The organism is Brotaphodocola sp., assembly GCF_983179755.1.
Genome location: NZ_CFAHBC010000010.1, coordinates 1 through 25,184 on the forward strand (window position 1 = coordinate 1; position 25,184 = coordinate 25,184).

The 25,184-nt window shown below is 47.9% G+C and carries 21 protein-coding genes, 1 tRNA gene and 2 pseudogenes; 19 read left to right on the plus strand and 5 right to left on the minus strand.

All coding sequences use genetic code 11. From position 1 onward, the window contains the following. The first annotated feature begins 396 nt into the window (after positions 1 to 396). The 4 genes from AC4EVX_RS05575 (at position 397) to AC4EVX_RS05590 (ending at position 5,020) form a co-directional block, all read left to right on the plus strand. Positions 397 to 1,248 carry a site-specific tyrosine recombinase gene (locus tag AC4EVX_RS05575; protein ID WP_490159771.1) on the plus strand — a complete coding sequence of 284 codons (852 nt, stop codon included), beginning with the start codon at positions 397 to 399 and terminating at the stop codon, positions 1,246 to 1,248. Positions 1,249 to 1,314: 66 nt separating this feature from the next. Beyond that, on the plus strand, positions 1,315 to 1,983 hold the full coding sequence (locus AC4EVX_RS05580; protein ID WP_490159750.1) for a peptidoglycan recognition protein family protein: 669 nt from the start codon (positions 1,315 to 1,317) through the stop codon (positions 1,981 to 1,983). 128 nt (positions 1,984 to 2,111) lie between these two features. Beyond that, on the plus strand, positions 2,112 to 4,334 hold the full coding sequence (locus AC4EVX_RS05585; protein ID WP_490159751.1) for a DNA topoisomerase: 2,223 nt from the start codon (positions 2,112 to 2,114) through the stop codon (positions 4,332 to 4,334). Positions 4,335 to 4,342: 8 nt separating this feature from the next. Then, on the plus strand, positions 4,343 to 5,020 hold the full coding sequence (locus AC4EVX_RS05590; RefSeq protein WP_490159752.1) for an acyltransferase: 678 nt from the start codon (positions 4,343 to 4,345) through the stop codon (positions 5,018 to 5,020). A gap of 276 nt (positions 5,021 to 5,296) precedes the next feature. Here AC4EVX_RS05590 and upp read toward each other — a convergent pair whose 3' ends face one another. The 4 genes from upp to AC4EVX_RS05610 form a co-directional block, all read right to left on the minus strand. Continuing rightward, positions 5,297 to 5,926, minus strand: coding sequence for a uracil phosphoribosyltransferase (upp, locus tag AC4EVX_RS05595; protein WP_308450656.1), 630 nt, complete (start codon positions 5,924 to 5,926; stop codon positions 5,297 to 5,299). 115 nt (positions 5,927 to 6,041) lie between these two features. Further along, positions 6,042 to 6,884, minus strand: coding sequence for a hypothetical protein (locus tag AC4EVX_RS05600; RefSeq protein ID WP_490159753.1), 843 nt, complete (start codon positions 6,882 to 6,884; stop codon positions 6,042 to 6,044). Between the two features lie 148 nt (positions 6,885 to 7,032). Next, positions 7,033 to 7,115: transfer RNA gene (locus AC4EVX_RS05605), tRNA-Leu, on the minus strand. A 101-nt stretch (positions 7,116 to 7,216) separates the two neighbouring features. Beyond that, on the minus strand, positions 7,217 to 8,413 hold the full coding sequence (locus tag AC4EVX_RS05610) for an LL-diaminopimelate aminotransferase (RefSeq protein WP_490159754.1): 1,197 nt from the start codon (positions 8,411 to 8,413) through the stop codon (positions 7,217 to 7,219). Positions 8,414 to 8,653: 240 nt separating this feature from the next. On the opposite strand from AC4EVX_RS05610, the gene AC4EVX_RS05615 reads away from it, so the two are divergent. From AC4EVX_RS05615 to AC4EVX_RS05660, 10 genes and pseudogenes are all read left to right on the plus strand, one after another. Continuing rightward, positions 8,654 to 9,001: a zf-HC2 domain-containing protein gene (locus AC4EVX_RS05615; protein WP_308450653.1), complete on the plus strand. Its 348-nt coding sequence runs from the start codon at positions 8,654 to 8,656 to the stop codon at positions 8,999 to 9,001. A 196-nt stretch (positions 9,002 to 9,197) separates the two neighbouring features. Further along, positions 9,198 to 11,852, plus strand: coding sequence for a DNA polymerase I (polA, locus tag AC4EVX_RS05620; RefSeq protein WP_490159755.1), 2,655 nt, complete (start codon positions 9,198 to 9,200; stop codon positions 11,850 to 11,852). 232 nt (positions 11,853 to 12,084) lie between these two features. After that, positions 12,085 to 12,501, plus strand: a pseudogene (locus AC4EVX_RS05625) (GNAT family N-acetyltransferase); the annotation flags it as partial. A gap of 156 nt (positions 12,502 to 12,657) precedes the next feature. Beyond that, on the plus strand, positions 12,658 to 13,101 hold the full coding sequence (locus tag AC4EVX_RS05630; protein ID WP_490159772.1) for a 2-thiouracil desulfurase family protein: 444 nt from the start codon (positions 12,658 to 12,660) through the stop codon (positions 13,099 to 13,101). Between the two features lie 217 nt (positions 13,102 to 13,318). Continuing rightward, positions 13,319 to 13,819 (plus strand): SseB family protein, encoded by a 501-nt coding sequence (locus AC4EVX_RS05635; RefSeq protein WP_308450651.1) that lies wholly within the window; start codon positions 13,319 to 13,321, stop codon positions 13,817 to 13,819. 51 nt (positions 13,820 to 13,870) lie between these two features. Beyond that, on the plus strand, positions 13,871 to 14,506 hold the full coding sequence (gene coaE, locus AC4EVX_RS05640; RefSeq protein WP_490159756.1) for a dephospho-CoA kinase: 636 nt from the start codon (positions 13,871 to 13,873) through the stop codon (positions 14,504 to 14,506). Further along, complete coding sequence (locus tag AC4EVX_RS05645) at positions 14,503 to 15,300, plus strand: MBL fold metallo-hydrolase (protein ID WP_490159757.1); 798 nt, start codon at positions 14,503 to 14,505, stop codon at positions 15,298 to 15,300. Before coaE ends, AC4EVX_RS05645 begins: the two co-directional genes overlap by 4 nt. Positions 15,301 to 15,673: 373 nt before the next feature. After that, positions 15,674 to 15,946, plus strand: a complete 273-nt coding sequence (locus AC4EVX_RS05650; RefSeq protein WP_308450648.1) for an ACT domain-containing protein — start codon at positions 15,674 to 15,676, stop codon at positions 15,944 to 15,946. Between the two features lie 150 nt (positions 15,947 to 16,096). Next, positions 16,097 to 17,461 carry a PFL family protein gene (locus tag AC4EVX_RS05655; RefSeq protein WP_308450647.1) on the plus strand — a complete coding sequence of 455 codons (1,365 nt, stop codon included), beginning with the start codon at positions 16,097 to 16,099 and terminating at the stop codon, positions 17,459 to 17,461. A 51-nt stretch (positions 17,462 to 17,512) separates the two neighbouring features. Then, a pseudogene (locus tag AC4EVX_RS05660) lies at positions 17,513 to 18,734 on the plus strand (class I SAM-dependent methyltransferase). 84 nt (positions 18,735 to 18,818) lie between these two features. Here the strand turns inward: AC4EVX_RS05660 and AC4EVX_RS05665 are convergent. Then, positions 18,819 to 20,234, minus strand: coding sequence for a nucleotidyltransferase family protein (locus AC4EVX_RS05665; protein ID WP_177976590.1), 1,416 nt, complete (start codon positions 20,232 to 20,234; stop codon positions 18,819 to 18,821). 222 nt (positions 20,235 to 20,456) lie between these two features. Here AC4EVX_RS05665 and pta point away from each other — a divergent pair, with 222 nt between their 5' ends. The 5 genes from pta to plsX all read left to right on the plus strand — a co-directional run bounded on the left by pta (position 20,457) and on the right by plsX (position 25,161). Next, positions 20,457 to 21,452 (plus strand): phosphate acetyltransferase, encoded by a 996-nt coding sequence (gene pta / locus AC4EVX_RS05670; RefSeq protein WP_177976591.1) that lies wholly within the window; start codon positions 20,457 to 20,459, stop codon positions 21,450 to 21,452. Positions 21,453 to 21,730: 278 nt separating this feature from the next. Continuing rightward, on the plus strand, positions 21,731 to 22,927 hold the full coding sequence (locus tag AC4EVX_RS05675) for an acetate/propionate family kinase (RefSeq protein ID WP_177976592.1): 1,197 nt from the start codon (positions 21,731 to 21,733) through the stop codon (positions 22,925 to 22,927). 216 nt (positions 22,928 to 23,143) lie between these two features. Then, positions 23,144 to 23,671 carry a YceD family protein gene (locus AC4EVX_RS05680; RefSeq protein WP_490159758.1) on the plus strand — a complete coding sequence of 176 codons (528 nt, stop codon included), beginning with the start codon at positions 23,144 to 23,146 and terminating at the stop codon, positions 23,669 to 23,671. Positions 23,672 to 23,674: 3 nt separating this feature from the next. Further along, entirely contained in the window at positions 23,675 to 23,857 is a 183-nt protein-coding gene (gene rpmF, locus AC4EVX_RS05685) for a 50S ribosomal protein L32 (protein ID WP_177976594.1), read from the plus strand. Positions 23,858 to 24,150: 293 nt separating this feature from the next. After that, entirely contained in the window at positions 24,151 to 25,161 is a 1,011-nt protein-coding gene (gene plsX, locus AC4EVX_RS05690; RefSeq protein ID WP_490159759.1) for a phosphate acyltransferase PlsX, read from the plus strand. The last annotated feature ends 23 nt before the right edge of the window (positions 25,162 to 25,184 follow it).

Here is a 25,184-nt window from a genome sequence, read left to right on the forward strand (position 1 = left end):
TGATTGGTTTTGCATTTTCAGATGCTCGGCCATTCAATGACCGAGTAGTTCACAAAATTAAGAGTTTTTTCATTTTTAAAAGATTGTGCCAAGATGTTGAAAGTGTCTACCGTTGACGCTCAACATCTTGTTTTTCTGTCTGGAAAATCATTCTTTTTATGGGAAGATGGAGGGCAAGGAGCGACTGAAGGAAAAAAGAATCGTTTGATTTTGCAGGGCAGAACGGCTATAATGATAACGAGTTGTCATGTGAGAGCGTGGCAAGGTAAGGGAATCAAAGACAAATGAAAACGTACAAAAGACGTTAATATAGATGAGCGAATTAGAGTTAAAAAATTTGCAGAGAGTCAAGTGAGTACTGGGAATTTTGTGAGACAGAGGGAAATATTTATGAACATTCAAACAGAGCTGGAGGAATTTTCCGTCTATCTGGAAAATGTGAAGAGAGCATCTCAAAATACCATTGTGTCTTATCGCCGGGATTTGCGCCAGATGCAGGAGTATCTGGAGAAGGAGGGGATTTTTGATCTCAGAAAAGTGACGAAGACAAGTTTGAATTCCTATATCCTTTATCTGGAACAGCAGGGAAAGGCGACGGCTACGATCTCGCGTATGCTGGCGTCGATCAAGGCATTTTTTCATTATGAATTTTCAAATAGAAAGATTTCTCAGGACCCGGCGGAGTTTGTCAAAGCGCCGAAGATCGAGAAGAAACCTCCGGTTGTTCTTTCTGTGGAGGAGATAACTCGGTTCTTAAGTCAACCGGACGGAAGCACGCCGAAGACAATTCGAGACCGGGCAATGTTGGAACTCCTCTATGCGACTGGAATTCGAGTTTCTGAGCTGATTGGGCTTTGCATGAAGGATGTCAATATGCAGGTCGGATTTATCGTGTGCCGGGCTGGAGCGCGGGAGCGTATTGTTCCGTTTGGGCGCAAGGCGAGCCAGGCATTGCGCGCTTATCTTGAGCCGGCGAGGGAGAAGCTTTTAGATGGCAAGTCATCTGAGTATTTCTTTGTGAATTGCAGTGGGGGTCAGATGTCGCGACAGGGCTTCTGGAAGATCGTCAAGGGCTATGGAGAGCAGGCGGGAATTGAGGCGGACATTACTCCGCATACTCTGCGTCATTCCTTTGCTGTCCATCTACTCAGCAGTGGAGCAAATGTGCAGGTGGTACAGACGATGCTCGGTCATGCAGATCTTACAACGACATTGGCATATCAGAAGATCGGTCTTAGTAAAGTATAGATAAAACAGTAAGTGTAAGCGTGTGCTTAAAGAGGAATAGAAGTGTCAGAAGAAAGCAGAAAAAAGATGCGTCAAAGACAGCTGGAGAGAAGACGGAGACAGAGACGACGCCGGCGAATAAAAGTAGCAGTGGAACGGCTGGCACTTTTTATTCTTTTGGCAGTGGCGATTCTTTTTATGACAAGTGCGCTCTTAAAAGTGAGAAGGCGGGAAAATCTGCAAGCCTTATCTCTGCCAGACTGGTGTCAGGAAGCCTATCTTCCGGTCAATCCGTATTCGAGACCGGGGACAGAGCGCACAAAGGTCAAAAACATTGTGGTGCATTATGTTGCAAATCCGGGGACGACGGCACGGGAAAACCGAAATTATTTTGCGGGGATGGCAGACGCACCGGAGTCAGAGCGCAGATCAGTGAGCAGTCATTTTATTATCGGACTTGAGGGGGAGATTCTGTGCTGTGTTCCGGTTCAGGAAGTGGCCTATGCAAATTATCCAAGAAATGAAGATACGATCTCGATTGAATGTTGTCACCCGGATAATTCCGGAAAGTTTACGCAGGAGACACAAAAATCACTTGTCAAATTGGTCTCGTGGCTGTGTGGCTCGTTGGATTTGAAGGCTTCAGATGTGATTCGTCACTATGATGTCAGCGGAAAGAATTGCCCGAAATATTACGTGGAGCATGAGGATGCCTGGACAACATTAAAAAGCGAGATTGCAGATCAGATCAGGTAAGAAGCTACAAGAATAATAAGTAAATCAATCCAATCAAGTGAGTCAGATCAATGGATTTCGAGTGATAAGATACGAAATAAATGGATACGTACAAAGGTTGATTGATAAAAGAGAGGAATTCAGACTGAATGGGAAAATCATTGTACATAGCCGAGAAGCCGAGTGTGGCACAGCAGTTTGCGACGGCACTCAAGATCTCGGGAAAGCGGGCAGATGGCTATATCGAGTCGGATACAGCGATCGTGACTTGGTGTGTCGGACATTTAGTGACGATGAGTTATCCGGAGGCCTATGATCCGAAATTTAAACGTTGGAGTCTGGAAACTCTGCCGTTTTTGCCAAAAGAGTTCAAGTATGAGGTTATCGGCGGTGTTGCAAAGCAGTTTCAGATTGTCTCTGGTCTTTTGAAGCGGGCAGATGTCGAGACGATTTATATTTGTACCGACTCCGGACGTGAGGGAGAGTATATTTACCGGCTTGTAGATCAGATGGCGGGAGTCAGCAAAGAAAAGAAGAGAAAACGTGTCTGGATCGACTCGCAGACGGAGGAGGAGATTCTTCGAGGAATCCGTGAGGCAAAGGACTGGTCAGAATATGACAATCTCGCCTCCTCCGCCTACTTGCGTGCGAAGGAAGATTATCTGATGGGAATCAATTTTTCTCGTCTCTTGACACTCAAGTACGGTCCGGGGATTTCCTCGTATCTGAGGACGAATCGAACCGTTCTCTCGGTTGGGCGAGTGATGACCTGTGTTCTTGGAATGGTTGTGCGACGGGAGCGGGAGATTCGAGAATTTGTGAAGACACCGTTTTACCGCGTGGTTGGCAGATTTTCGAGTCAGGAGATGGAGTTTGATGCAGAGTGGCGCGCGGTCGAGGGATCAAAGTATTTCCAGTCCCCGTATCTCTACAAGGAAAATGGATTTAAGGAGCGCCGTCATGCCGAGGAGTTGATTCACCTGCTTCAGGGGCAGTCAGCCTCTACCTCTGCAAATTTGCAGATGCAAAAACAGGGAGAGCCGGGAGATTCAGACGGTAGAGAAAACGGAACTGGAATCCAGGCACATCTCGTCAAAATTGAAAAGAAGAAGGAGACGAAGAATCCTCCGCTTCTCTACAACCTTGCGGAGCTTCAGAACGATTGTTCCAAGATGTTTAAGATCAGTCCGGATGAGACGCTCAAGATTGTACAGGAACTTTATGAGAAAAAGCTCGTCACCTATCCGAGAACGGATGCCCGCGTGCTCTCCACAGCGGTTGCAAAGGAGATTCACCGTAATATCGGCGGACTTCGCAATTTTGCCCCGGTCAAGGAATTTGCATCTTATGTGCTTGATGCGGGAAACTACAAGTCGATCGCAAAGACACGTTATGTCAACGACAAGCAGATCACCGACCACTATGCGATTGTTCCGACCGGACAGGGATTTGGGGCGATTCGCAGTATCTCTCCGCTTGCGATGAAGGTGTATGAGGTGATTGCGAGACGTTTTTTAAGCGTTTTTTATCCGCCCGCTGTTTATCAGAAATATGCGCTGGAGCTTGTGATCGGAGCAGAGCATTTCTTTGCGAATTTCAAGGTGCTCACGGAAGCGGGATACCTGAATGTCGCAGATGTGGCGCGAATGAAGAAACGCACAGACGATGGAAGTTCCAGAGAGACGGCTTCTCAGGAGGTATCTGGAAGCGGGGACGAGAAGGACGAGTCAGAGGTTAACCAGAAGGATCTGGAAAATCCGGCATTTGTCGCAATGCTTGCGTCCCTCAAAAAAGGAATGCAGTTTCCGGTCAAGGGGCTTGCGATCCGGGAGGGCGAGACTTCCCCGCCTAAGCGATATTCATCTGGATCAATGATTCTTGCGATGGAAAATGCTGGTCAGCTGATCGAGGATGAGGAGCTTCGCGCTCAGATCCGAGGAAGCGGAATCGGGACGAGTGCGACCCGCGCAGAGATTTTAAAGAAACTAGTGAACATCGAGTATCTTGCCCTGAACGGAAAGACGCAGATCATCACACCGACACTTCTCGGTGAACTGGTCTTCGAGGTCGTCCACGCATCGATCCGTCAGCTCTTAAATCCGGAGTTGACGGCGAGCTGGGAGAAGGGGCTGACCTATGTCGCAGAGGGAACAATCACGTCAGAGGAGTACATGGAAAAATTGGCGCGCTTTGTTGCCGGAAGAACCTACGGTGTCCTGCAACTTCAGAACAGCTGGCAGCTGCGCGGAAACTTTGAGGCAGTCGGCGCGATTTACCAGAAAGACCAAAAGGCAAAGAGCCGTGCGGATCGTGACGGGACAGGTCGCACCGAAGGTAGTGCGAAAAGCAAAAAGAAACAAGAAAAGGAGTAAAGAAGATTATGAAGAAAGAAGAAATGAAGACAGCAGAACTTTATACACTTGAGCATACGATGGCAAAATCCCTGCTTGAGCAGTTTGAGTATCCGTGGCAGGCACTTGAGCACATCGGAGAGTTTGTGGAGAACCTTGGAAAAACGCTCTCCGAGGAGGAATATGACAATCCGGTTCCGGGTGTCTGGATTCACCGCACCGCAAAGGTCGCCCCGACCGCAGGCATCATGGGACCGGTTGTAATCGGACCGGGAGCAGAGATTCGTCACTGTGCATTTATCCGCGGAAAAGTCCTGATCGGCGCAAACAGTGTTGTCGGAAATTCCTCAGAGTTAAAGAATTCGATCCTGTTTGACAACGTACAGGTTCCGCATTACAATTATGTGGGAGATTCGATTCTTGGATACAAGTCCCACATGGGTGCAGGTTCGATCACTTCAAATGTAAAGTCTGACAAGGAGCTTGTCAAGATCCACGCAGAGGATGAGGAGATCGAGACCGGACGCAAGAAGGTCGGTGCAATGATCGGAGATTGTGTTGAGGTCGGCTGTGGTTCCGTGCTGAATCCGGGTACGGTGATCGGAAAGAACAGTAACATCTACCCTCTCTCTAGTGTTCGCGGTGGCGTGGATGCAAATTCCATTTACAAGAGACAGGGTGAGATTGCAGAGAAGCATAATGATTAAAAACGCGCCAGGATGTATATGCATTGGTTGAATGATGTGCCAGGTTTTTATAAATGTTGACAGGAGCATATTGTATGATGCCCGTATAGGTGCTGGTATTGTATAGGTGTCGGAAACAAGAAGGTCAGGAAAACCCGCTACGTTCGCATTCGGAGCGAGTTTTCCTGACCTTACTTGTTGGAGACACCCTGTAAAAAAGTATTTATAAAAAGTACTTATAACAGAGAAACAGAGAAGTCTCAATTATTTTATTATTTGTGCGCGATACCGTGCATCTCACTTCGTGCCGAAGATTCTGTCGCCTGCATCTCCAAGACCCGGGCAGATGTAGGCATTCTCATTCAGGCAACGATCAAGATGTCCAACATAGATCTGGATGTCCGGATGAGCCTCATGGAGACGCTTGAGTCCTTCCGGAGCAGCGATGATCGACATGAACTTGATGTTCTTTCCGCCATGCTGTTTGATAAAGTTGACAGCCTCGACGCCAGAACCGCCGGTAGCAAGCATCGGATCGGTCACAACGATGGTACGCTGTTCGATCGGGTCCGGAAGTTTGCAGTAGTATTCGTGAGGCTCATGAGTCTCCTCATCACGGTACAGTCCGATATGACCAACTTTTGCACTCGGAACGAGGGCGAGAATACCATTGACCATGCCAAGTCCTGCGCGCAGGATCGGAACAATAGCGAGCTTCTTGCCGGCGATCATCGGGGTCATACAGGTCTCGATCGGTGTCTCAACCTCAACATCCTCGAGCGGAAGATCACGCAGAGCTTCATAGCCCATCAACATTGCGATCTCCTCGATCAGGGAGCGGAATTCGTTGGTTCCGGTGTTCTTATTTCTCAGAATTGAAATCTTGTGCTGAATCAGCGGATGATCAAAAATGGTAACATTTTCCATAAATCAAAGTTCCTTTCTCGATACAGTATTGTAAAACTAACCAAATTTTATCAAATTTAAGGACAAAGATCAAGAGTCATGCCAAGGTTTTGAAAGTCTCTTTTATAAGAGCCTTTTATTTATCTTCCGGGGTGTAGACCACCGTCACATAATCTCCAAGCTCATGGGTGACAGGAAGCATGATATAGATCTCTCCGTTTGACTCATAACTGAAACATCCCGGGAATCCATTCGTTCCGCCGAAATCCGCATTTGCAAGCAGGGCTACATTCTGTTCGCGGTCGGTATTTTTGAGAAACTCAAGAATAGCTGGCTGATCTGCCTGGTTGACACCGGAGAGCACAACCCCATCGGACATCACATAATCTGCAAGTTGAACCGGATCTGCATAATCACTCAGGCGAACATCGGAGATTTCGGTCAGATCAACGGTGTTTGTGAGAAAAAGATTTGAGGGATACGACGCCTGATTCGGATAGCAGTATCCGCGGTAGATCACGGTGAGCCGGCTCTGGTCAGCAGAGACGACTTTGCAGGTCAGCTCGAGTGTATCCTTTGCCTCATTGATTCCCCATCCGCCGAGAATGGAGAGAGCATTATTCTTTAATAATTCATTTGCAGAGGCGGTACGGTCATCATCGTTTAAGTCCTGAATCACCGGATATTGGATGAAGATTTTGTTGTTCATGTAAGTCTCCATCATCACATGGATTCCCTTTTTGGTAGAAGAAGCGTCCGCAGTCGTTTCCGCAGTGTCGAGCGTCAGACTGTCCGCAGAATCTACGCTTTCCGGGGCTGAGGCTGACTGAACCGTCTCAGTGGGGACTGAGCGGGCACCGGAGAGATCAATGACCTCCTGCTGACGCTTGCAGGCAGAGCTGAGAAGAGCGACAGAAAGGATTGTGAATGCACAGGCAGATCGCCGGATGCATTTCCATGTTTTTTTATGTGTAATCATACAGAAAAGTCCTCCCAATGAGTATAATCATACATTTGATGTATTCAATATATTTATGCAACCTATTATAATCGATAATCGAGCAAAAAGAAAGAGCCAACAGAATCATCGAGAGATAATTCTGCTGGCCCTTGCCCCTGCCAAGGAATGCCGGCAGCCGGACTCGAACCGGCACGAGGTCGCCCTCGTCAGATTTTGAGTCTGATGCGTCTGCCATTCCGCCACGCCGGCTTACTTACGCAACAAAAGAATTATAGCATAAGTGCCGAGCGTTTGCAAGCAATTTTTTCAAAAATTGGAATTTGAAATTTGATTTCAAACAACCGCTTCTCTTAGAACAGCTTCTCAAAGCGCTTCATTGCCTCGATCGTGTTCTCGTGGTTGTTAAACGAGGTTAAGCGGAAGTAGTTTTTGCCGTTCTCACCGAAACCAGCACCCGGAGTTCCGACAACCTGAGCATTGTTTAACAGGTAGTCAAAGAATTCCCAGGACTCCATTCCATCCGGGCACTCAAACCAGATGTAAGGCGAGTGAACACCGCCAAAGAAACGGATGTTTTTCTTCTTTAAGGTCTCAGCGATGATTCTTGCATTTTCCTGATAATAATGAATGTTCTCCTGGCACTGTTTCATGCCTTCCTCAGAGAAGACCGCAGAAGCACCCTTCTGGATGATGTAGGAAGTACCGTTGAACTTTGTGCACTGACGACGGTTCCACATTGCATGCAGAGACATTTCCTTACCGTTGGAAGCGGTGAAGACAAGCTCCCTCGGAACGACGGTGTATCCGCAGCGGGTTCCGGTAAAACCGGCGGTCTTGGAGAGGGAGCAGAACTCAATCGCACACTTCTTTGCACCCTCGATCGTGTAGATACTGCGTGGAAGTTCTGGATCGCTGACGAAAGCCTCGTAAGCGGAGTCAAACAGGATGACTGCATCATTTGCGAGCGCGTAGTCCACCCACTCCTTGAGCTGAGCCTTGTTATAGACAGCACCAGTCGGGTTGTTCGGGGAGCACAGGTAAATAATATCCGCATGAACAGACGGATCAGGCATCGGAAGGAAATCGTTTTCCGCATTTCCGGAGATATAGGTGACGTGCTTTCCGCCCATAAGGTTGGAATCCACATAAACCGGGTAAACCGGGTCCGGAATCAGAATCACATTGTCGTTGGAAAACAGCTCAGAGATGTTTCCGGTATCGCTCTTTGCACCGTCGGAGATGAAAATATCGGCTGGTTCAACCTCCGCACCGTTTCTTGCATAGTATTCAGAAATTGCCTTGCGCAGAAATTCATATCCCTGTTCCGGACCATATCCCTTGAAGGTCTCGGCGCTTGCCATTGCATCAACACCCTCGTGAAGTCCCTCGATGGCAAGGCTTCCGAGTGGAAGGGTAACATCTCCGATTCCGAGACGGATGATGTTTGCATCCGGATGTGCCTCCGAGTAAGCGGAAACACGATGTGCAATTTCGGAGAAAAGATAGCTTTCTTTTAAATCCTGATAATGTTCATTCAGCTTTGGCATAAAAAATCCCCTCTTCCTGTAAGTATGAACGCTCAAAGTCTCTCTTTCAAAAAAACAGGCATAAAGAGATTCTGGGAGCACATGAATTAAAAAAATACAAACACACTCTAGCAGAGATTAAAAATCAAGTCAAGAATAAGAAAATCAAAAAAAACACAGAGAAATGATAAAATAGGGTAGATTCGAGGACGGAATCAGTGGTATGATGGGGGCACATAAAAAAATAAGGTGGTGACAGGGATGACATGCCGGGAGGCGGAAAAACTGATTATGCCATTTATTGATATGAAGCTGGAGGAGGAAGAGCTGGAAGCGTTTCTGACTCATGTGAGCACCTGTCCGGAGTGCCGGGAGGAACTGGAAATCTATTATACGGTATCGTTAGGACTGCGCCAGCTTGATTCGGGTGCAGGCGGATATGACATTGCGGGAGCCTTGGAGGAAAGCCTTGAAGATGCGTGGATTAAGGTTCGCACAGCCCGTCTGCGAAAAGTGATTTGCTATGCGGTCAATACGCTCTGTGTGGCAGGGGTTCTGACACTTCTGGTGATGCAATTTCGCATCTGGGCAGAGACAGGAATTCTCTGATGGCACAGAAATAAAATGGGTTAAAAGAGCGGACTAGAAAGGAAAGAGGAAAGACTTTTTCGTCTGTCTTTGGGAAAAGGTACGCTCTTAATGCACTCAGAGGAAATAAAAACTGGCGATAAAAAACAGCCAAACTCAGACAAAAAAACGATCAGACTTTAGAAAATTAGGAATTTTTGAGATAAAGGAGAACAAGGTGGAAAAACTCGTACTGATTGATGGACACAGCATTTTAAACCGTGCATTTTACGGAGTTCCGGAGCTTACAAACTCGGAGGGACTTCACACGAATGCGGTTTACGGCTTTTTAAATATCATGTTTAAAATTCTCGAGGAGGAGCAGGCAGATCATCTTGCAGTTGCCTTTGATTTGAGTGCACCGACGTTTCGCCATGAAAAATATCCGGATTACAAGGGAACGAGAAAGCCGATGCCGGAGGAACTCAGGGAGCAGGTTCCTCTTATGAAGGAAGTGTTGACTTCGATGGGAATCCCGATCCTGAGTCTTGCAGGCTATGAGGCGGATGATATTCTCGGAACAGTTGCAAAGCGCAGTCAGGCAGATGGGATCGAGGTCTCCGTCGTTTCGGGTGACCGGGATCTCTTACAGCTTGCGGATACGCACATCAAGATCCGGATTCCGAAGACAAGCCGGGGAAAGACCGAGATCCATGACTATTATCCGGAGAATGTAAAGCGCGAGTATCAGGTAACACCGACCGAGTTCATCGATGTGAAGGCGCTGATGGGGGATTCCTCCGACAACATTCCGGGCGTTCCGTCAATCGGAGAGAAGACGGCGACGAACCTGATTGTCACTTACGGAAGTATTGAGAATGTCCGGGATCACTTGGAGGAGGTGCGCCCGCCCCGCGCACAGAAGGCACTTACGGAGCACTATGATCTTGCAGAGATGAGCAAGGATCTCGCGACGATTCGTCTTGACTGTCCGGTTGATTTTGTCTATGACGATGCACGGATTGAGAACCTTTATACTCAGGAAGCCTATCATTATATGAAACGCCTGGAGTTTAAGTCGATTCTTGCGCGGTTTGACGCTGTGCAGATCGGGGCTGAGGAGAATCAGATCGAGGAGAAATTCTGGACGATCGAAGATTTTGCCGGGGCAGAGACAATCTTTGAGAAGGCAGAGCAGGCGAGGACGATCGGATTTGAATTGATTCTCGATCAGAAGAAGGCGGTTGTCGGTCTCGCACTCTGTTTCGGGGAGGATGAGATCTATGCGATTCGGGCGGAGGGATTTCTGACCGGAGCCTACCTCGCAGATAAGATGAAGTCATTGATTGAAAAGCGCAAAGAGCCGGATTCTGTTGCCACGATCGGACTTAAGGATCAGCTCAAGGTCATGGATCTTGAGGAGACAAATGTCGTCTTTGACACGGCGATTGCGGGCTATCTCTTAAATCCGCTCAAGGATACTTACGAATACGATGATTTGGCGAGAGATTATCTCGGAATGACCGTTCCGTCAAGAGCGGATCTGCTCGGGAAAAAGAGTGCGGGATCAGCGATGTGTGCGGGGGACGAGAAGGGATGCACCTGCGCCTGCTACATGGGATATATTGCGTGGAAGTCGATGCCGAAACTTCTTGAAAATCTTCAGAATACCGGAATGGAAAAGCTGTTCCATGAAGTAGAAATGCCTCTAATTTTCAGTCTCGATCACATGGAGAAGGCGGGAGTGCGCGTCGACCGTGCTCAGCTTGAGGCATACGGCGACAGACTGAAAGAGAAGATTGCAAAGCTCGAGCAGGAAATCTATGCGTCTGCGGGTGAGACGTTCAACATCAATTCTCCGAAACAGCTTGGAGAGATTCTGTTTGAGCGCATGGAGCTTCCTCACGGAAAGAAGACAAAGACCGGATATTCGACGGCAGCGGATGTTCTTGAAAAGCTCGCACCGGAGTATCCGATCGTGCGGATGATTCTCGATTACCGTCAGCTCACAAAGCTCAACTCGACGTATGCGGAGGGACTTGCCGGATTCATTCAGGAGGATGGAAGAATTCATGGAACCTTCAACCAGACGATCACGGCGACGGGACGAATCAGCAGTACCGAGCCGAACCTTCAGAATATTCCGGTGCGGATGGAGCTTGGACGGGAGATCCGCAAAGTCTTTGTGCCGGAGGACGGGGCAGTCTTTGTGGATGCCGATTACTCCCAGATTGAGCTTCGTATTCTCGCTCACATGTCGAAGGATGACCGTCTGATTGAGGCATATCGGGAGGCACAGGACATTCACGCGATTACGGCATCGCAGGTCTTCCACACTCCGCTTGAGGAGGTGACCCCGCTTCAGCGTCGAAACGCGAAGGCAGTAAACTTTGGAATCGTCTACGGAATCAGCGCGTTCGGCTTGAGTGAGGATTTGAGCATCAGCCGAAAGGAGGCGCTTGCCTATATCAACAAGTATTTTGAGACGTATCCGGGTGTAAAGACGTTTCTTGACGATCTCGTCAAGGAGGGAAAGGAGCAGGGATATGTGACAACACTCTTTGGCAGACGTCGTCCGATTCCGGAGCTCAAGTCATCGAATTTCATGCAGAGAGCGTTTGGTGAGCGAGTGGCGATGAACTCTCCGATTCAGGGAACGGCAGCGGACATCATGAAGATTGCAATGATTGCGGTTGATCGGGAACTTCGGGCGAGAAAGTTGAGATCCCGGATTGTGCTTCAGGTGCACGATGAACTTCTTGTCGAGACGTTTGTGGATGAGCAGGAGGAAGTGACAGCACTTCTCGAGGAAAAGATGCGTCATGCTGTGGAACTCTCCGTTTCACTCGAAGTCGAGGCGCATGCGGGCGCAACCTGGTTCGATGCAAAATAAAATAATCTGGGAGCAAAATAAAATCAGGGAGAGTGACTTCCATTTTTGGACTTGTATTTTTCTTTGCAGATGTGATATAGTAGGAGAAATTTTAAATTTGGGAAATCGCGAAAATTTTGAAAATTGCGGGAGTGAGTGACAAACAATGAGAGATGACCAGATAACGTTTCGTCTGGCTCAGGAGACAGACATGGTCCGGGTCAAGGAACTGATGGACCGCGTAAAACAAAATATGGAGCATCCGGACTGGTATATCACGGATGAATTGCCATGGCTTCTGCGCCATGTGTCGGCGGAGGGATTTACGGTTCTTGCGGAAGTAAAGTCGGAGGACAGTGGAGAATCCGAGAATGGACAGCCAAGGCTTGTTGCTTTCTTCACCGTGGATCTTCCGGGAGTCCGGGAGCTTTCTGGCGGGATTCAAAATCCGGATCAGGAAGTGAATCTCGGAATCGATGCCGGGTTTGATGCGGAAAAACGTCTTCTTGTCGCCCATTTAGATTCAGTTGCAGTTGATCCGGAATTTCGAGGTCACCATTTGCAGGGGAGACTTGTCGAGAAAGCGGAGCGGGAGCTTTCCGGGCGGATACAGAAGTTTTGGATGTGTACGGTTCATCCGGACAATCACGCGAGTCTTTACTCGATGCAGAGACACGGTTACCGCATCATTGCGACGAAAGAAAAATATGGGGGCACACTCCGCCACATTCTTTTAAAAGAAAAAAATAGTGTAGGAACTGAATCAGCAGAAGAAAAAGAAAAGAGTGAAACGGTCACAGATCCAATTCAGAAAAAGCGACCTGCGGTGCTTGTGAGTGCCTGCCTGCTTGGTTCTAACTGCCGTTATAACGAAAAAGGAGTTCTCGATGAGAATGTCCGGTCACTTATGGAAGTCGCAGATTTGATTCCGATCTGTCCGGAGATCTATGGCGGTCTTTCGACTCCGAGAGTGCCGTCCGAGCGGGTCGGGGATCTGGTGAAAACGAAAGCCGGGTCGGATGTGACACCACAGTATCAGAAAGGTGCCAGAGAGGCATGGAAACTTGCCGAGCTGTTTTCCTGCACCTGCGCCGTGCTAAAAGAGAGAAGCCCTTCCTGTGGTCACGGTCAGATTTATGATGGCACATACAGCGGAAAACTGACAGCGGGAAACGGAGTGACCGCGGAACTGTTGCTGGCACACGGCATTCCGGTCTTTGGAGAATCCGAGACAGAAGAGTGCCTGATATACTTAAAAAATCGGGGCTAGATGAAGAGTGATTTCCGGGCTGTGCAGATAGGAAGAAATGAGAAGGCAGGAACTGTGACATTCAAAAAAAAGTGCGGAAATGAAAAATTTTATGGATGAGCGCACAGATTTATGATATGATACAGAATGATAACGATTCAGCAGAAGGAAATCGTTGCCAAAAACAAACGTTCAGAGAACCCATTCAGAAGAGGGCGCGCACACAGAGGCGCAACTGATGAATGCAGATAAAAGTAAGAAAAGTGAGGAATTTATTGATATGAAGAATGAGTCCGCAGAGACAATCAAGAATCAGAGACTGGTAGATGCGATGCAGGAAGTGCTGAAGGATGACAATGCTTACACGCGCGGAAAGATGGCAGCAGCTCTGATGGAGTCGAGACTGCTTTCTCCGATTCAGCGTCAGACGATTCTGACTGAGAAAGATGGTCCGTCCGTTCGAGTTCGTTTTGAGTCTATTCAGAACGATAAGGGCGAGAAGTACTACATGGGATTTACCGATCTCGATGAGTATGAGAAATGGAACGAGGATGACCGTCACAATCAGGCACTGATCATGACGATGGAAGATTTCGGAAATATTCTGATCCGCAACTTAAATGATCTGCGCGGATTTGTCATCAACCCGTATGGAGAGAATATCAGCATTTCCAAGGATCTGCTCTTATCTCTGCTCAAACAGCGTGAGGCAAAGAGAAACGCACACAAGGCAAACTAAAATTTATTCAAAAATAGAATGGATTTACGGAGAAAAGAGGAAGAGGCAGTCATGATCATCGGAATGACCGGCGGAATCGGAGCCGGAAAGAGCAGAGTTCTCCAGATTTTGAAGGACAAGTATAAGGCCTTTGTGATTGAGGCAGACCAGGTCGCAAAAGACTTGGAACAGCCGGGGCAGGAAGGTCTGAACGGTCTGGTGAAAATCTTTGGAGATAAGATTTTGTCTTCGGATGGAACGCTGAATAAAGACCTTTTTTCTAAATTGATTTTTGGAAATCCGGATGCACTCAAAAAAGTGAATGCGCTGATTCATCCGCTCGTCTGGGCGCGTATTCGTCAGATGAGCAGGGAGAGCAGTGCAGATCTCATTGTTGTGGAGGCGGCTTTGTTTGACGAGAACAGTCGACGTGTCTGCGATTTTCTTGTCTGCGTGGACACCGATCCACAGATTCGGATGGAACGTCTGATGAAGAATCGCGGATATTCGAGAGAGAAATGTCTCGAGATCATGGCGAAGCAGCAGGATCGCGAATCGTTTGTGCGGTTGTCCGACTATGTGATTCACAATGACGGAACACCTGAGGAGGTGGAGCAGGAGATCGCAAGAATGATGGAGACGATTTCCGGCTCTGATCCCACTCTCAATGGACAGGATGAGAAAATCAGGCAGGAAGGTGCACAATGAGATTAGCGAGTATAGCCAGTGGCAGTAGCGGAAATTGCGTCTATGTCGGTTCTGAGAAGACGCACATTCTCGTCGATGCCGGAATCAGCAATAAACGAATTGAGCAGGGACTCAATGAAATGGGGATTAAGAGCAGTGAGCTTGCAGGCGTGGTGATCACGCACGAACATTCCGACCACGTGAAGGGGCTTGGGGTGCTTGCAAGGCGATGTCATATCCCGATTTACGCGACACAGGGGACTCTCGATGAGATTTCCCAGATGAAAAATCTCGGGGAGTACCCGAAAGAGCTTTTAAAACCGGTCAAACCGGATGTTGCTTTTACTGTGGGAGATCTCACGATCGACCCATTTTCTATAGATCACGACGCGGCGGATCCGGTTGCTTATCGGGTCAGTCATGACGGAAAGTCTGTTGCGGTGGCGACTGACATGGGACATTTTGATTCCTATGTGGCAGATCATCTCAAGGGGCTGGATGCGGTTTTGCTGGAAGCCAACCATGATATCCGCATGTTGGAGACAGGTCCGTATCCGTATTATCTGAAACGCAGAATTCTGGGGGACCGCGGTCATCTGTCAAATGAGACTGCGGGACGGCTGCTCAGCCTGATTCTTCATGATAATCTGAAGCAGGTGTTGCTTGGCCATTTAAGCAGGGAGAATAATTATGAGGCGCTCGCCTATGAGACTGTGTGCATGGAGATCAATGAGGGGGATACGCCTTATCGGGCGGATGATTTTTCCATTGCCGTAGCAGGGCGGGACAGTCTGTCACCGGTTGTTGAATTATAAGAACTATTATAGTTTATAAGGATTATGATAGAATAGGGATAAGCCGGACAACCTGTTTTATTAAACTATTTATTAGTCTGTTTTTATTGTGACAGATTGTATGCAAAATGCACGTTCAGACACACTCTGGAAAATGCTGAGGTATGCAGAAGAGACTGAAAAATCAGCTCTTTTTGTCATAGAAGAAATAAGAAATATCATTACAGTTTATGCGTTGCACAAACTGTAACGGATTTTGCCGATGCTTCGCAATTTTAAATCGGCAAAATCAGCTCCACTACTGTATCATACGGAATTTTCAGTTCAGAAAATTCCTGATTGTATGCAGTAACATATTACTCATTTCATCATTTCAGAAAGGCGGAAGAGGAACATGGACAAGATTATCATTACCGTAGTAGGAAAGGACACCGTAGGAATCATCGCAAAAGTCTGCACATATCTGGCAGAGAAGAAAGTGAACATTCTGGATATTTCCCAGACAATTGTTCAGGAGTATTTCAACATGATGATGATCGCTGATATGGAGCATGCAGATGCTTCATTTGCTCAGATTTCTGAGGAGCTTGAGAAGCTCGGAGAAGAGATCGGCGTGAGAATCAAGTGCCAGAGAGAAGAGATCTTTACCAAGATGCATCGTATCTGATCCTGAATATCTAATATTAAATATCTGCTCCTATTTGTATGGGATTGATTGTATGAAATAACAAATGCAGAAATTACAGATTATCAATTACAGATGAGATTTTTCTGAATGAACAAGAGAAAAGATGAAAGATGACTGAGGTGAATAGCGATGTTGAATATGTTTGAAGTTATTGAGACAAATAACATGATCGAGCACGAGAAACTCGATGTGCGCACGATCACGATGGGAATCAGCCTTCTTGACTGCTGTGATGCAAATCTGGATGAGCTGAACCGCAAGATCTATGAGAAAATCACTTCCTATGCGAAAGATCTGGTAAAGACCGGTGAGGAGATCGCAAGAGACTTCGGTGTTCCGATTGTCAACAAGAGAATCTCCGTAACTCCGATTGCGCTTGTCGGCGGATGTGCCTGCAAGACTCCGGAAGATTTCGTAACGATTGCGAAGACACTTGACCGTGTGGCAAAAGAGGTTGGCGTTAACTTCATCGGCGGATATTCCGCTCTTGTGAGCAAGGGAATGACGACGGCGGAGGAAAATCTGATTCGCTCAATTCCACAGGCACTTGCACAGACGGAGCGTGTGTGCAGTTCCGTCAATGTCGGCTCCACAAAGACGGGTCTGAACATGGATGCTGTCAATCTGATGGGGCAGATCGTGCGCGAGACGGCAGAGGCAACAAAGGAGAATGATTCTCTCGGATGTGCGAAACTCGTGGTATTTTGCAATGCACCGGATGATAACCCCTTCATGGCAGGTGCATTTCACGGCGTGACTGAGGCAGATGCGATCATCAATGTCGGTGTCAGCGGACCTGGTGTGGTAAAGGTAGCGCTTGAGAAGGCAAGAGGTGCAAACTTTGAGGTTCTGTGCGAGACGATCAAGAAGACGGCATTCAAGATCACCCGTGTAGGTCAGCTCGTCGCTCAGGAGGCATCGAAACGTCTCGGTGTTCCATTTGGAATCATTGATCTTTCTCTTGCTCCGACTCCGGCAGTTGGCGACAGTGTCGCTGAGATTCTTGAGGAGATCGGCTTAGAGCGTGTCGGCGCACCGGGAACGACGGCAGCGCTTGCAATGCTCAACGATCAGGTCAAGAAGGGCGGTGTCATGGCCTCCTCTTACGTCGGCGGACTCAGCGGTGCGTTCATTCCGGTCAGCGAGGATCAGGGAATGATCGATGCAGTTTCTCTCGGCGCTCTGACAATCGAGAAACTTGAGGCGATGACCTGTGTCTGCTCCGTTGGACTTGATATGATTGCAATTCCGGGAGATACACCGGCAACAACGATTTCCGGTATCATCGCGGATGAGGCGGCAATCGGAATGATCAACCAGAAGACGACTGCGGTGCGTGTGATTCCGGTTATCGGAAAGAGTGTGGGCGATACCGTAGAGTTTGGCGGACTGCTCGGATATGCGCCGGTTATGCCAGTGAATCGCTATTCCTGCGAGAAGTTTGTGACTCGTGGCGGACGAATCCCGGCACCGATTCACAGCTTTAAGAACTAATTGCGTTTTGGAGAAATGAATATGGAAGAGACTACAAAAAAAAAATCCGGGATAGAACCGGAATCGGTGGAGAAGATCCGCTCGCTGGCAGAGGAATTTGCCAATGAGTATTTAAAACATATTGTAGTCAGCAATCCGGTGAACCGGGAGGGTGTGCAGAAAGTGCGCATCCGCCCGGTTCTTTTAAAGGGAGAGCTGACGATGCAGGCGGAAGAATTGATTGGAACGCAGGCATTTCACAAAAATCTGAAGCCGGAGGAGCTTGCCGAGTATCTGATCGGGCTTTTTTCTGGTGTGCTCAAGCAGGCGCAGGTAAGTTCTGCACTTGGTGAAGCAACCGTACTTGTGAGCAAGAGTGGGACAGTGACTGTAAAGATCCGCCGAAAGAATGGCGCAAAGCAGGCATATGCACAGATTCAGCCGAACTCATCAGGCAATGCAAACTTGTCAAAACAGAGGAATCCTTTAAATGCCGTTCTTGATCACAACCGTAAGAAGCGTTATCTGCTTCCGGAGGGAGTGCCGGTTCCATTTCTCGTTGATCTTGGTGTTATGACGGAGCAGGGAGCGATTGTCAAGAGTCGTTATGACAAGTTCCGCCAGATTAATCGTTTCCTGGAATTTATTGAGGATATTCTTCCGGAGCTTTCAAAAGAGCGGGAGAATACGATCATTGATTTCGGATGTGGAAAATCGTATCTGACGTTTGCGATGTATTATTATCTTCATGAGGTGCAGGGCTATCCGATCCGCGTGATTGGTCTTGATTTAAAGAAAACAGTTATTGAGCATTGCAATCAGCTTGCGCAACGCTATGGATATGAGAAGCTCAAGTTTCTCTGTGGCGACATCGCATCTTATGAGGGAGTCAACCAGGTCGATATGGTAGTAACTCTGCATGCGTGTGATACGGCAACAGATTTTGCACTCGCAAAGGCAGTGCGCTGGGGCGCAAAAGTCATTCTCTCAGTTCCGTGTTGTCAGCATGAACTGAATCGTCAGATGAAAAATGATCTCTTAGCCGGTGCTTGGATATGGGCTGATCAAGGAAAGAATGGCGGCGCTCTACACCGATGCTCTGCGCGCAGAACTCCTTGAAAATCAGGGCTATCGGACGCAGATTCTGGAGTTCATCGATATGGAGCACACGCCGAAGAATATTTTGATTCGCGCAGTGCGAAGTGGACGAAAGAAAAACAACCGTGCAGAGATCGAGGCGATCTGCAAGGAATTTTCTTTAAAGCCAACACTTGCACAGCTTTTGTGGGAGTAAGGTTATTTGCGTTTTTATACAGCAATGAATTTAAGTCGGGGCAGTTCACGAAAGATTCTGACAAAAATCAAAAAGTATAGCGTTTTACGGAAGCAGAACGATCGAGCGTGTATACTCATTCTTCATCAGTCTCCCTTTCTGGAACACGACAGACTGATAGAGATGAGATGCAAACAGCTCTTCCCGTAACATCTGCACTCCTTCTTCACTCAATTTACTTTCTGCACCGGCGATCTTTGTGAGAGTCGGAATAGAAGAATTTGCCTTCAGCTTAGAGAGGAGCTGGGAGGCGGACTTACGGAAGCCGAGAATCCGGGCGTATGGAAGACGCTCGGATTTTTTGTATTCTTCCACAGTTTCTGTCTTGATTCCGAGCAGAAGATGAAGCAGGGCACGGCTGATTCGCGTGTAAGTGTATTGACGACTCTTTAATGCTTTGATGCGACCGGAAAAAGAATCAAAGTTCAGCACAGATGCCAGAAGGCGGGAGGCAAGCTCTGGCGACAGATCAACGAATTGCTCAAAAGGAATCTGATTCTGCGACAGCTCAAGCAGTCGGCTGTTTAATAGCAGAGAAAAGTCGTCAGCAAAAATCGGAGCTGCAAGAGCACCTTCTGCATTCAGTGCGTCGAGTGCGGAGGGGGGAATCCAGCGGGAGAGTGTTTGAATAAGGCTGGCAGCTTTAGCAGTTTCCGTACCCTCCTCTCTTTGCGTGTCCCCATCTCCAATATTTCCCTTATTTTCACGAATCATTGCGCGGAGCGCAGAAGCAGACGGAAAACTCATAGAAGCCGAATGCAGAGCCCCTAAAGCCTCCGGATTTGTCGTGTCATTGTATCCTTGTCCCTCCCTGCGGATCGTGAATGGTTTAATCGAACTGCCGGTTCGGATCAGCGCCTTGAGATACTCGACTCCAAGGATGTCATTGGGAGAAGAGAGTGGGATCTGAGGATTTGAACTTGAAGAGGATGAGGACGCAGAAAGCATAACCGAAGACTCTGAACCGGAAGTTAGAGAATCTGGAGATGCCTCGACATTCTGAGACTCTAAAAACGCACGCAGGGCAAGGCTTCGAGCGAGTGGAAAAGTATTTCCCTCTTTTAAAAACGCGCGCAGACTTTGCGTGTACTCCTCGGGCTCATGCACAAGAATCTCGGCGGTGGCGCGCAGATCACTCAGAGAACCGCTCTCGCTTCCAAAGCAGAGCAAATCAACGATGCCGATCTGGTTAAAGAGTGAGACGGCTCCCCGTGCAAAGAGTTCGGCACTTGCAGTCGCAAAGGAGACCGGAAGCTCCAAAACAAGGTCAGCTCCGGCGGAGAGTGCCATGCGCGTTCGGGTGTATTTATCAAAGATTGCCGGTTCTCCGCGCTGGACAAAATCCCCGCTCATGACAACGACAACATAGTCGGCACCGGTCTGTTTTCGCACCTCCTCGATTTGATAGAGATGACCATTGTGAAACGGATTGTACTCCGCAATAATTCCTGCTGTCTTCATAACAAAAATCCTTTCTGCATATAGGGTTTTCCCTATTATATCGTTTGTTTTTTTTGCTGTAAATCCCCCATCTGCCCCGTTGACGAAAGAAGAGGATTGGGATAGAATGAAAGTATGGAAAAAAAAACATTTTTTTCCGAAAAAACATCTTGTATACAAAAAACAGGTGTTATATAATAGTATCAAAAGCAAACGCTAAACAAATGAAAGGGGTATTGCACCATGGCATTTATTGATGTAATCAAAGAAAAAGCAAAAGCTGACAAGAAGACCATCGTTCTCCCGGAGTCTATGGACAGAAGAACTTTTGAGGCTGCTGAGAAGATTCTGAAAGAGGATCTGGCAAACTTAATCATTATCGGTACACCGGAAGAGGTTGAGGCTAACAGCAAGGGTCTGGACATCTCCGGAGCAACCATCATCAACCCGTTCACCTATGAGAAGACTCAGGAGTATGTAGACCTGTTCGTAGAGCTTCGTAAGAAGAAGGGTCTGACTCCGGAGGAAGCTAAGGAGATCATGCTCAAGGACTACGCTTACTATGGCTGTCTGATGATCAAGAACGGCGATGCTGACGGTATGGTATCTGGCGCTTGCCATTCTACCGCAAACACCTTAAGACCGTGCCTGCAGATCATCAAGACCAAGCCGGGCACCAAGCTGGTATCCGCATTCTTCCTGATGGAAGTTCCGAACTGCGAGTACGGCGAGAACGGTACCTTCGTATTCTCTGACTGCGGTCTGAACCAGAACCCGACTGCTGATGAGTTAGCAGCAATCGCTCTGAGCTCTGCTGAGAGCTTCAAGATGCTGGTTGGCAAGGAGCCGAAGGTTGCTATGCTGTCCTACTCCACCAAGGGAAGTGCAAAGCACGACGATGTAACCAAAGTACAGGAAGCTACCAGAATCGCAAAAGAGGCAGCTCCGGAGCTTCAGCTCGACGGCGAGATGCAGCTTGATGCAGCTCTGGTTGAGTCTGTTGGCGCTTCCAAGGCACCGGGCAGCACCGTTGCAGGTCACGCAAATGTTCTGATCTTCCCGAACCTGGATGCAGGTAACATCGGTTATAAGCTGGTTCAGAGACTGGCAAAGGCAGAGGCTTATGGTCCGATGTGCCAGGGTATTGCAAAGCCGGTTAACGATCTGTCCAGAGGATGCTCTGCTGACGATATCGTAGGCGTTGTAGCAATCACTGCTGTACAGGCTCAGATGAACTAATTAGACCGATTAGCGAAAGCTTTGAGTCGAATCAAAAATGTTTGATCCCACGATCATCATAAAAAGAATTAGCGTTTACAACTCAGAAGGGGATTGTTTCCCCTCCTGAGTTATATGCTCCGCGTGGATGCGCAGTGATTCTGATTGAAAAATGTCAGCAGAGCTGACCAGAATCACGCGCCAGGTCTTCGCGAGCGTAGACTTGAGTTCAGGTGCTCCCGGGATTGTCTAAATGGCGATTCCGAGAGCACATTAAGGAAAAATAGGAGAAAATAGAAATGAAGATTTTAGTCATCAACTGCGGAAGTTCTTCCCTGAAATATCAGCTGATCGATATGACCGATGAGAGCGTAATCGCAAAGGGATTATGCGAGAGAATCGGTATCGAGGGTTCTAAGCTGACCCATCAGCCGGCTGGCAAAGACAAGTATGTCGTAGAGAATCCGATGCCGGATCATACCGTAGCAATCAAGATGGTTATGGACGCTCTGCAGGACCCGGAGCACGGTGTAATCAAGAGCACCGATGAGATCTCCGCAATCGGTCACCGCGTTCTGCACGCTGGTACCGTTTACAGCGAGTCTTGCGTTGTAAATGAGGATGTAAAGCGCGTTGTTCGTGAGTGCTTCGATTTAGGACCTCTGCATAACCCGGCAAACCTGATGGGTATCGAGGCTTGTGAGAAGGCAATGCCAGGCAAGAAGAACGTAGCTGTATGGGATACCGCTTTCGGTATGGCTATGCCGGAGAAGGCATACATGTATGCAATCCCGCATGAGTACTATGAGAAGTACAGCATCCGCAGATATGGCTTCCACGGAACCAGCCATATGTTCGTATCTGGCGAGGCTATCAAGTTTGGTGGACTTGACCCGAAGACTGCAAAGGTTATCGTTTGCCACTTAGGAAACGGTGCAAGCATCTCTGCTTCCATCGGTGGTAAGTGCGTAGACACCAGCATGGGTCTGACTCCTCTTGAGGGTCTGATCATGGGAACCAGAAGTGGTGATATCGACCCGACCGTTGTTCAGTTTATCTGCAACAAGGAAGGCAAGACCGTAGACGAGGTTCTGAACATTCTGAACAAGAAGTCCGGTGTACTCGGCATGAGCGGTGGCGTTTCCAGCGACTTCCGTGACATCGAGAATGCAGCAAAGGAAGGCAATCACCTTGCAGAGGTTGCTCTCGAGGCATTTGTTTACCGCGTAGCAAAATACATCGGCGCTTACACCGCAGCAATGAACGGCGTAGATGCAATCGCATTTACCGCAGGTGTTGGTGAGAACGATAAGGCAACCAGAAAGAACGTATGTGAGTACCTTGGCTACCTCGGCGTGAAGATTGACGATGAGGCAAACGATGTAAGAGGTAAGAACAGAGTGATTTCCGCTGCTGATTCTAAGGTTAAGGTTATGCTGATCCCGACCAATGAGGAGTTGGCAATTGCACGCGAGACCAAGCGTCTGACCGAGTAATTTAAGTAATATAAGCAATTAATTGTAATCAACAGAACTCCTGACAGAATTGCAGAGTGGTTTTGGAAGACGGCGGTGATCCGAAGCAATGAGACTTTGGAATGACCGCCGTTGTTTCCCGCATTTTGCGGAAAATTTTAGAAAAAGATAAAACTTTTTATTGACAAAGCAAGACCATCTATGTATAATGTTTAAGGTGCGTATTAGGAGATTAATATGCTGATTAATTTAACAGAGCTGTTTACCAGAGATGGAAAAGAGAAAGACTATACATGCGAGATTGACATGGGTGGACTTGAGACCAGAAATGGGATATATCCGATCGTGTCAAAGGAGCCTGTGTCCCTTCATATTCGGAATCTCGGAGATCGTAAGTTATTGCTTGAGGGTCAGACAAAGGTAACTTTGCAGATCCCATGCGACCGGTGCCTGGAGCCGGTGAACTGTCCTTTCGATCTTACCCTTGAGGACGAGCTGGATATGAGCAAGACAAAGGAAGAGCGTGCAGAGGATCTCAATGAACAGCCCTATGTAAGCGGTTATAATCTGGATGTAAACCGGTTGCTCAGTAACGAGCTATTGCTGAATCTGCCTATGAAGGTATTGTGCAGGGAAGACTGCAAAGGGATTTGCAATAGATGTGGTGCGAACCGGAATCACACGGCTTGCTCCTGTGACCAGAGTTCGCCTGACCCAAGAATGTCAGTAATCCAGGATTTATTTCAAAAGTTTAAGGAGGTGTAAACCATGTCTATCTGCCCAAAGAATAAAACTTCCAAAGCAAGACGCGACAAGCGTAGAGCTAACTGGAAAATGAGCGCTGTAAATTTAGTAAAGTGCAGCAAGTGTGGCGCGCTGATGATGCCTCATCGTGTGTGCAAGGCTTGTGGGTCTTACAATAAGAAAGAGATCGTTAAGGTTGAGGACTAATTCCCAGATCGATTTGCGAACTCGATATGAATGAATATCAGAAGACTTTCGGATGTATACGTCCGGGAGTCTTTTTTTGTATGATAGGAAATTGCGTCCTATCATACAAAAACGCTCCGCGAGGGTGCAAAGCGCCAGTGGCGCTTGTTGTGCACCGACCGCAGTGGAACGAAGAAGCACACTCGGCGCATTTGCTCCTCAAAAAATTTGGAGAAATTCATGTTGATTTATAAAATATAATCTAGTATAGTAATTAAGGAATGGAAAGACAAAAGCCGGAAAGGAGAATCGGCATGATTAAGGTAGCAGTAGACGCGATGGGCGGAGACAATGCCCCTGGCGAGATCATAAAAGGTGCGGTGGATGCGGTGAGTCGCAGAAATGACATTCAGGTTCTGCTGACAGGTCGCAAAGAGGTGCTTGAGGCGGAGCTGAACAAGTTTTCGTATCCAAAAGAGCAGATTCAGATTGTTCCCGCATCGGAAGTGATCGAGACCGGAGAACCGCCGGTGAATGCGATCCGTAAGAAGAAGGATTCCTCGATTGTGGTTGGCATGAATCTGGTAAAGAACGGGCAGGCTGATGCTTTTGTGTCTGCGGGAAGCTCAGGAGCGATTCTTGTGGGCGGACAGGTCATCGTCGGCAGAATCAAGGGAGTCGAGAGACCACCATTTGGTGCATTGATTCCGACGGAGAAGGGCGTTTCCCTTCTGCTTGACAGCGGAGCAAATGTGGATGCAAGACCGTCTCACCTGCTTCAGTTCGCGCGGATGGGTTCGATTTACATGGAACATGTGGTCGGCATCCCGCATCCGAGAGTCGGCATTGTGAATGTCGGAGTGGAGGAGGAGAAGGGTAATGTGCTCGTAAAAGAGACGTTTCCTCTCTTAAAAGAATGTTCCGACATCAACTTTACCGGAAGTATTGAGGCAAGAGAGATTCCGCATGGCGGAGCAGATGTCATTGTCTGCGAGGCATTCACGGGAAATGTCATCCTGAAACTTTATGAGGGAACGGCATCGACGCTGATGCATATTGTGAAAAAGGGAATGATGAGTTCACTTCGGAGCAAGATCGGAGCTTTGCTGGTGAAGCCGGCACTCAAGGAGACGCTTAAGTCGTTTGATGCGACCCAGTATGGCGGAGCACCGCTTCTGGGACTCAAGGGACTCGTTGTGAAGACACACGGAAGCGCAAAGGCAGTGGAAGTGAGCAATTCCATCATACAGTGTGTGACTTTCAAGGAACAGAAGATCAACGAGAAGATTCAGGAAAGCCTGAAGACGGAAAAACAGGATCTTTAAATAAAGATCAAGTAAAAGCAAGA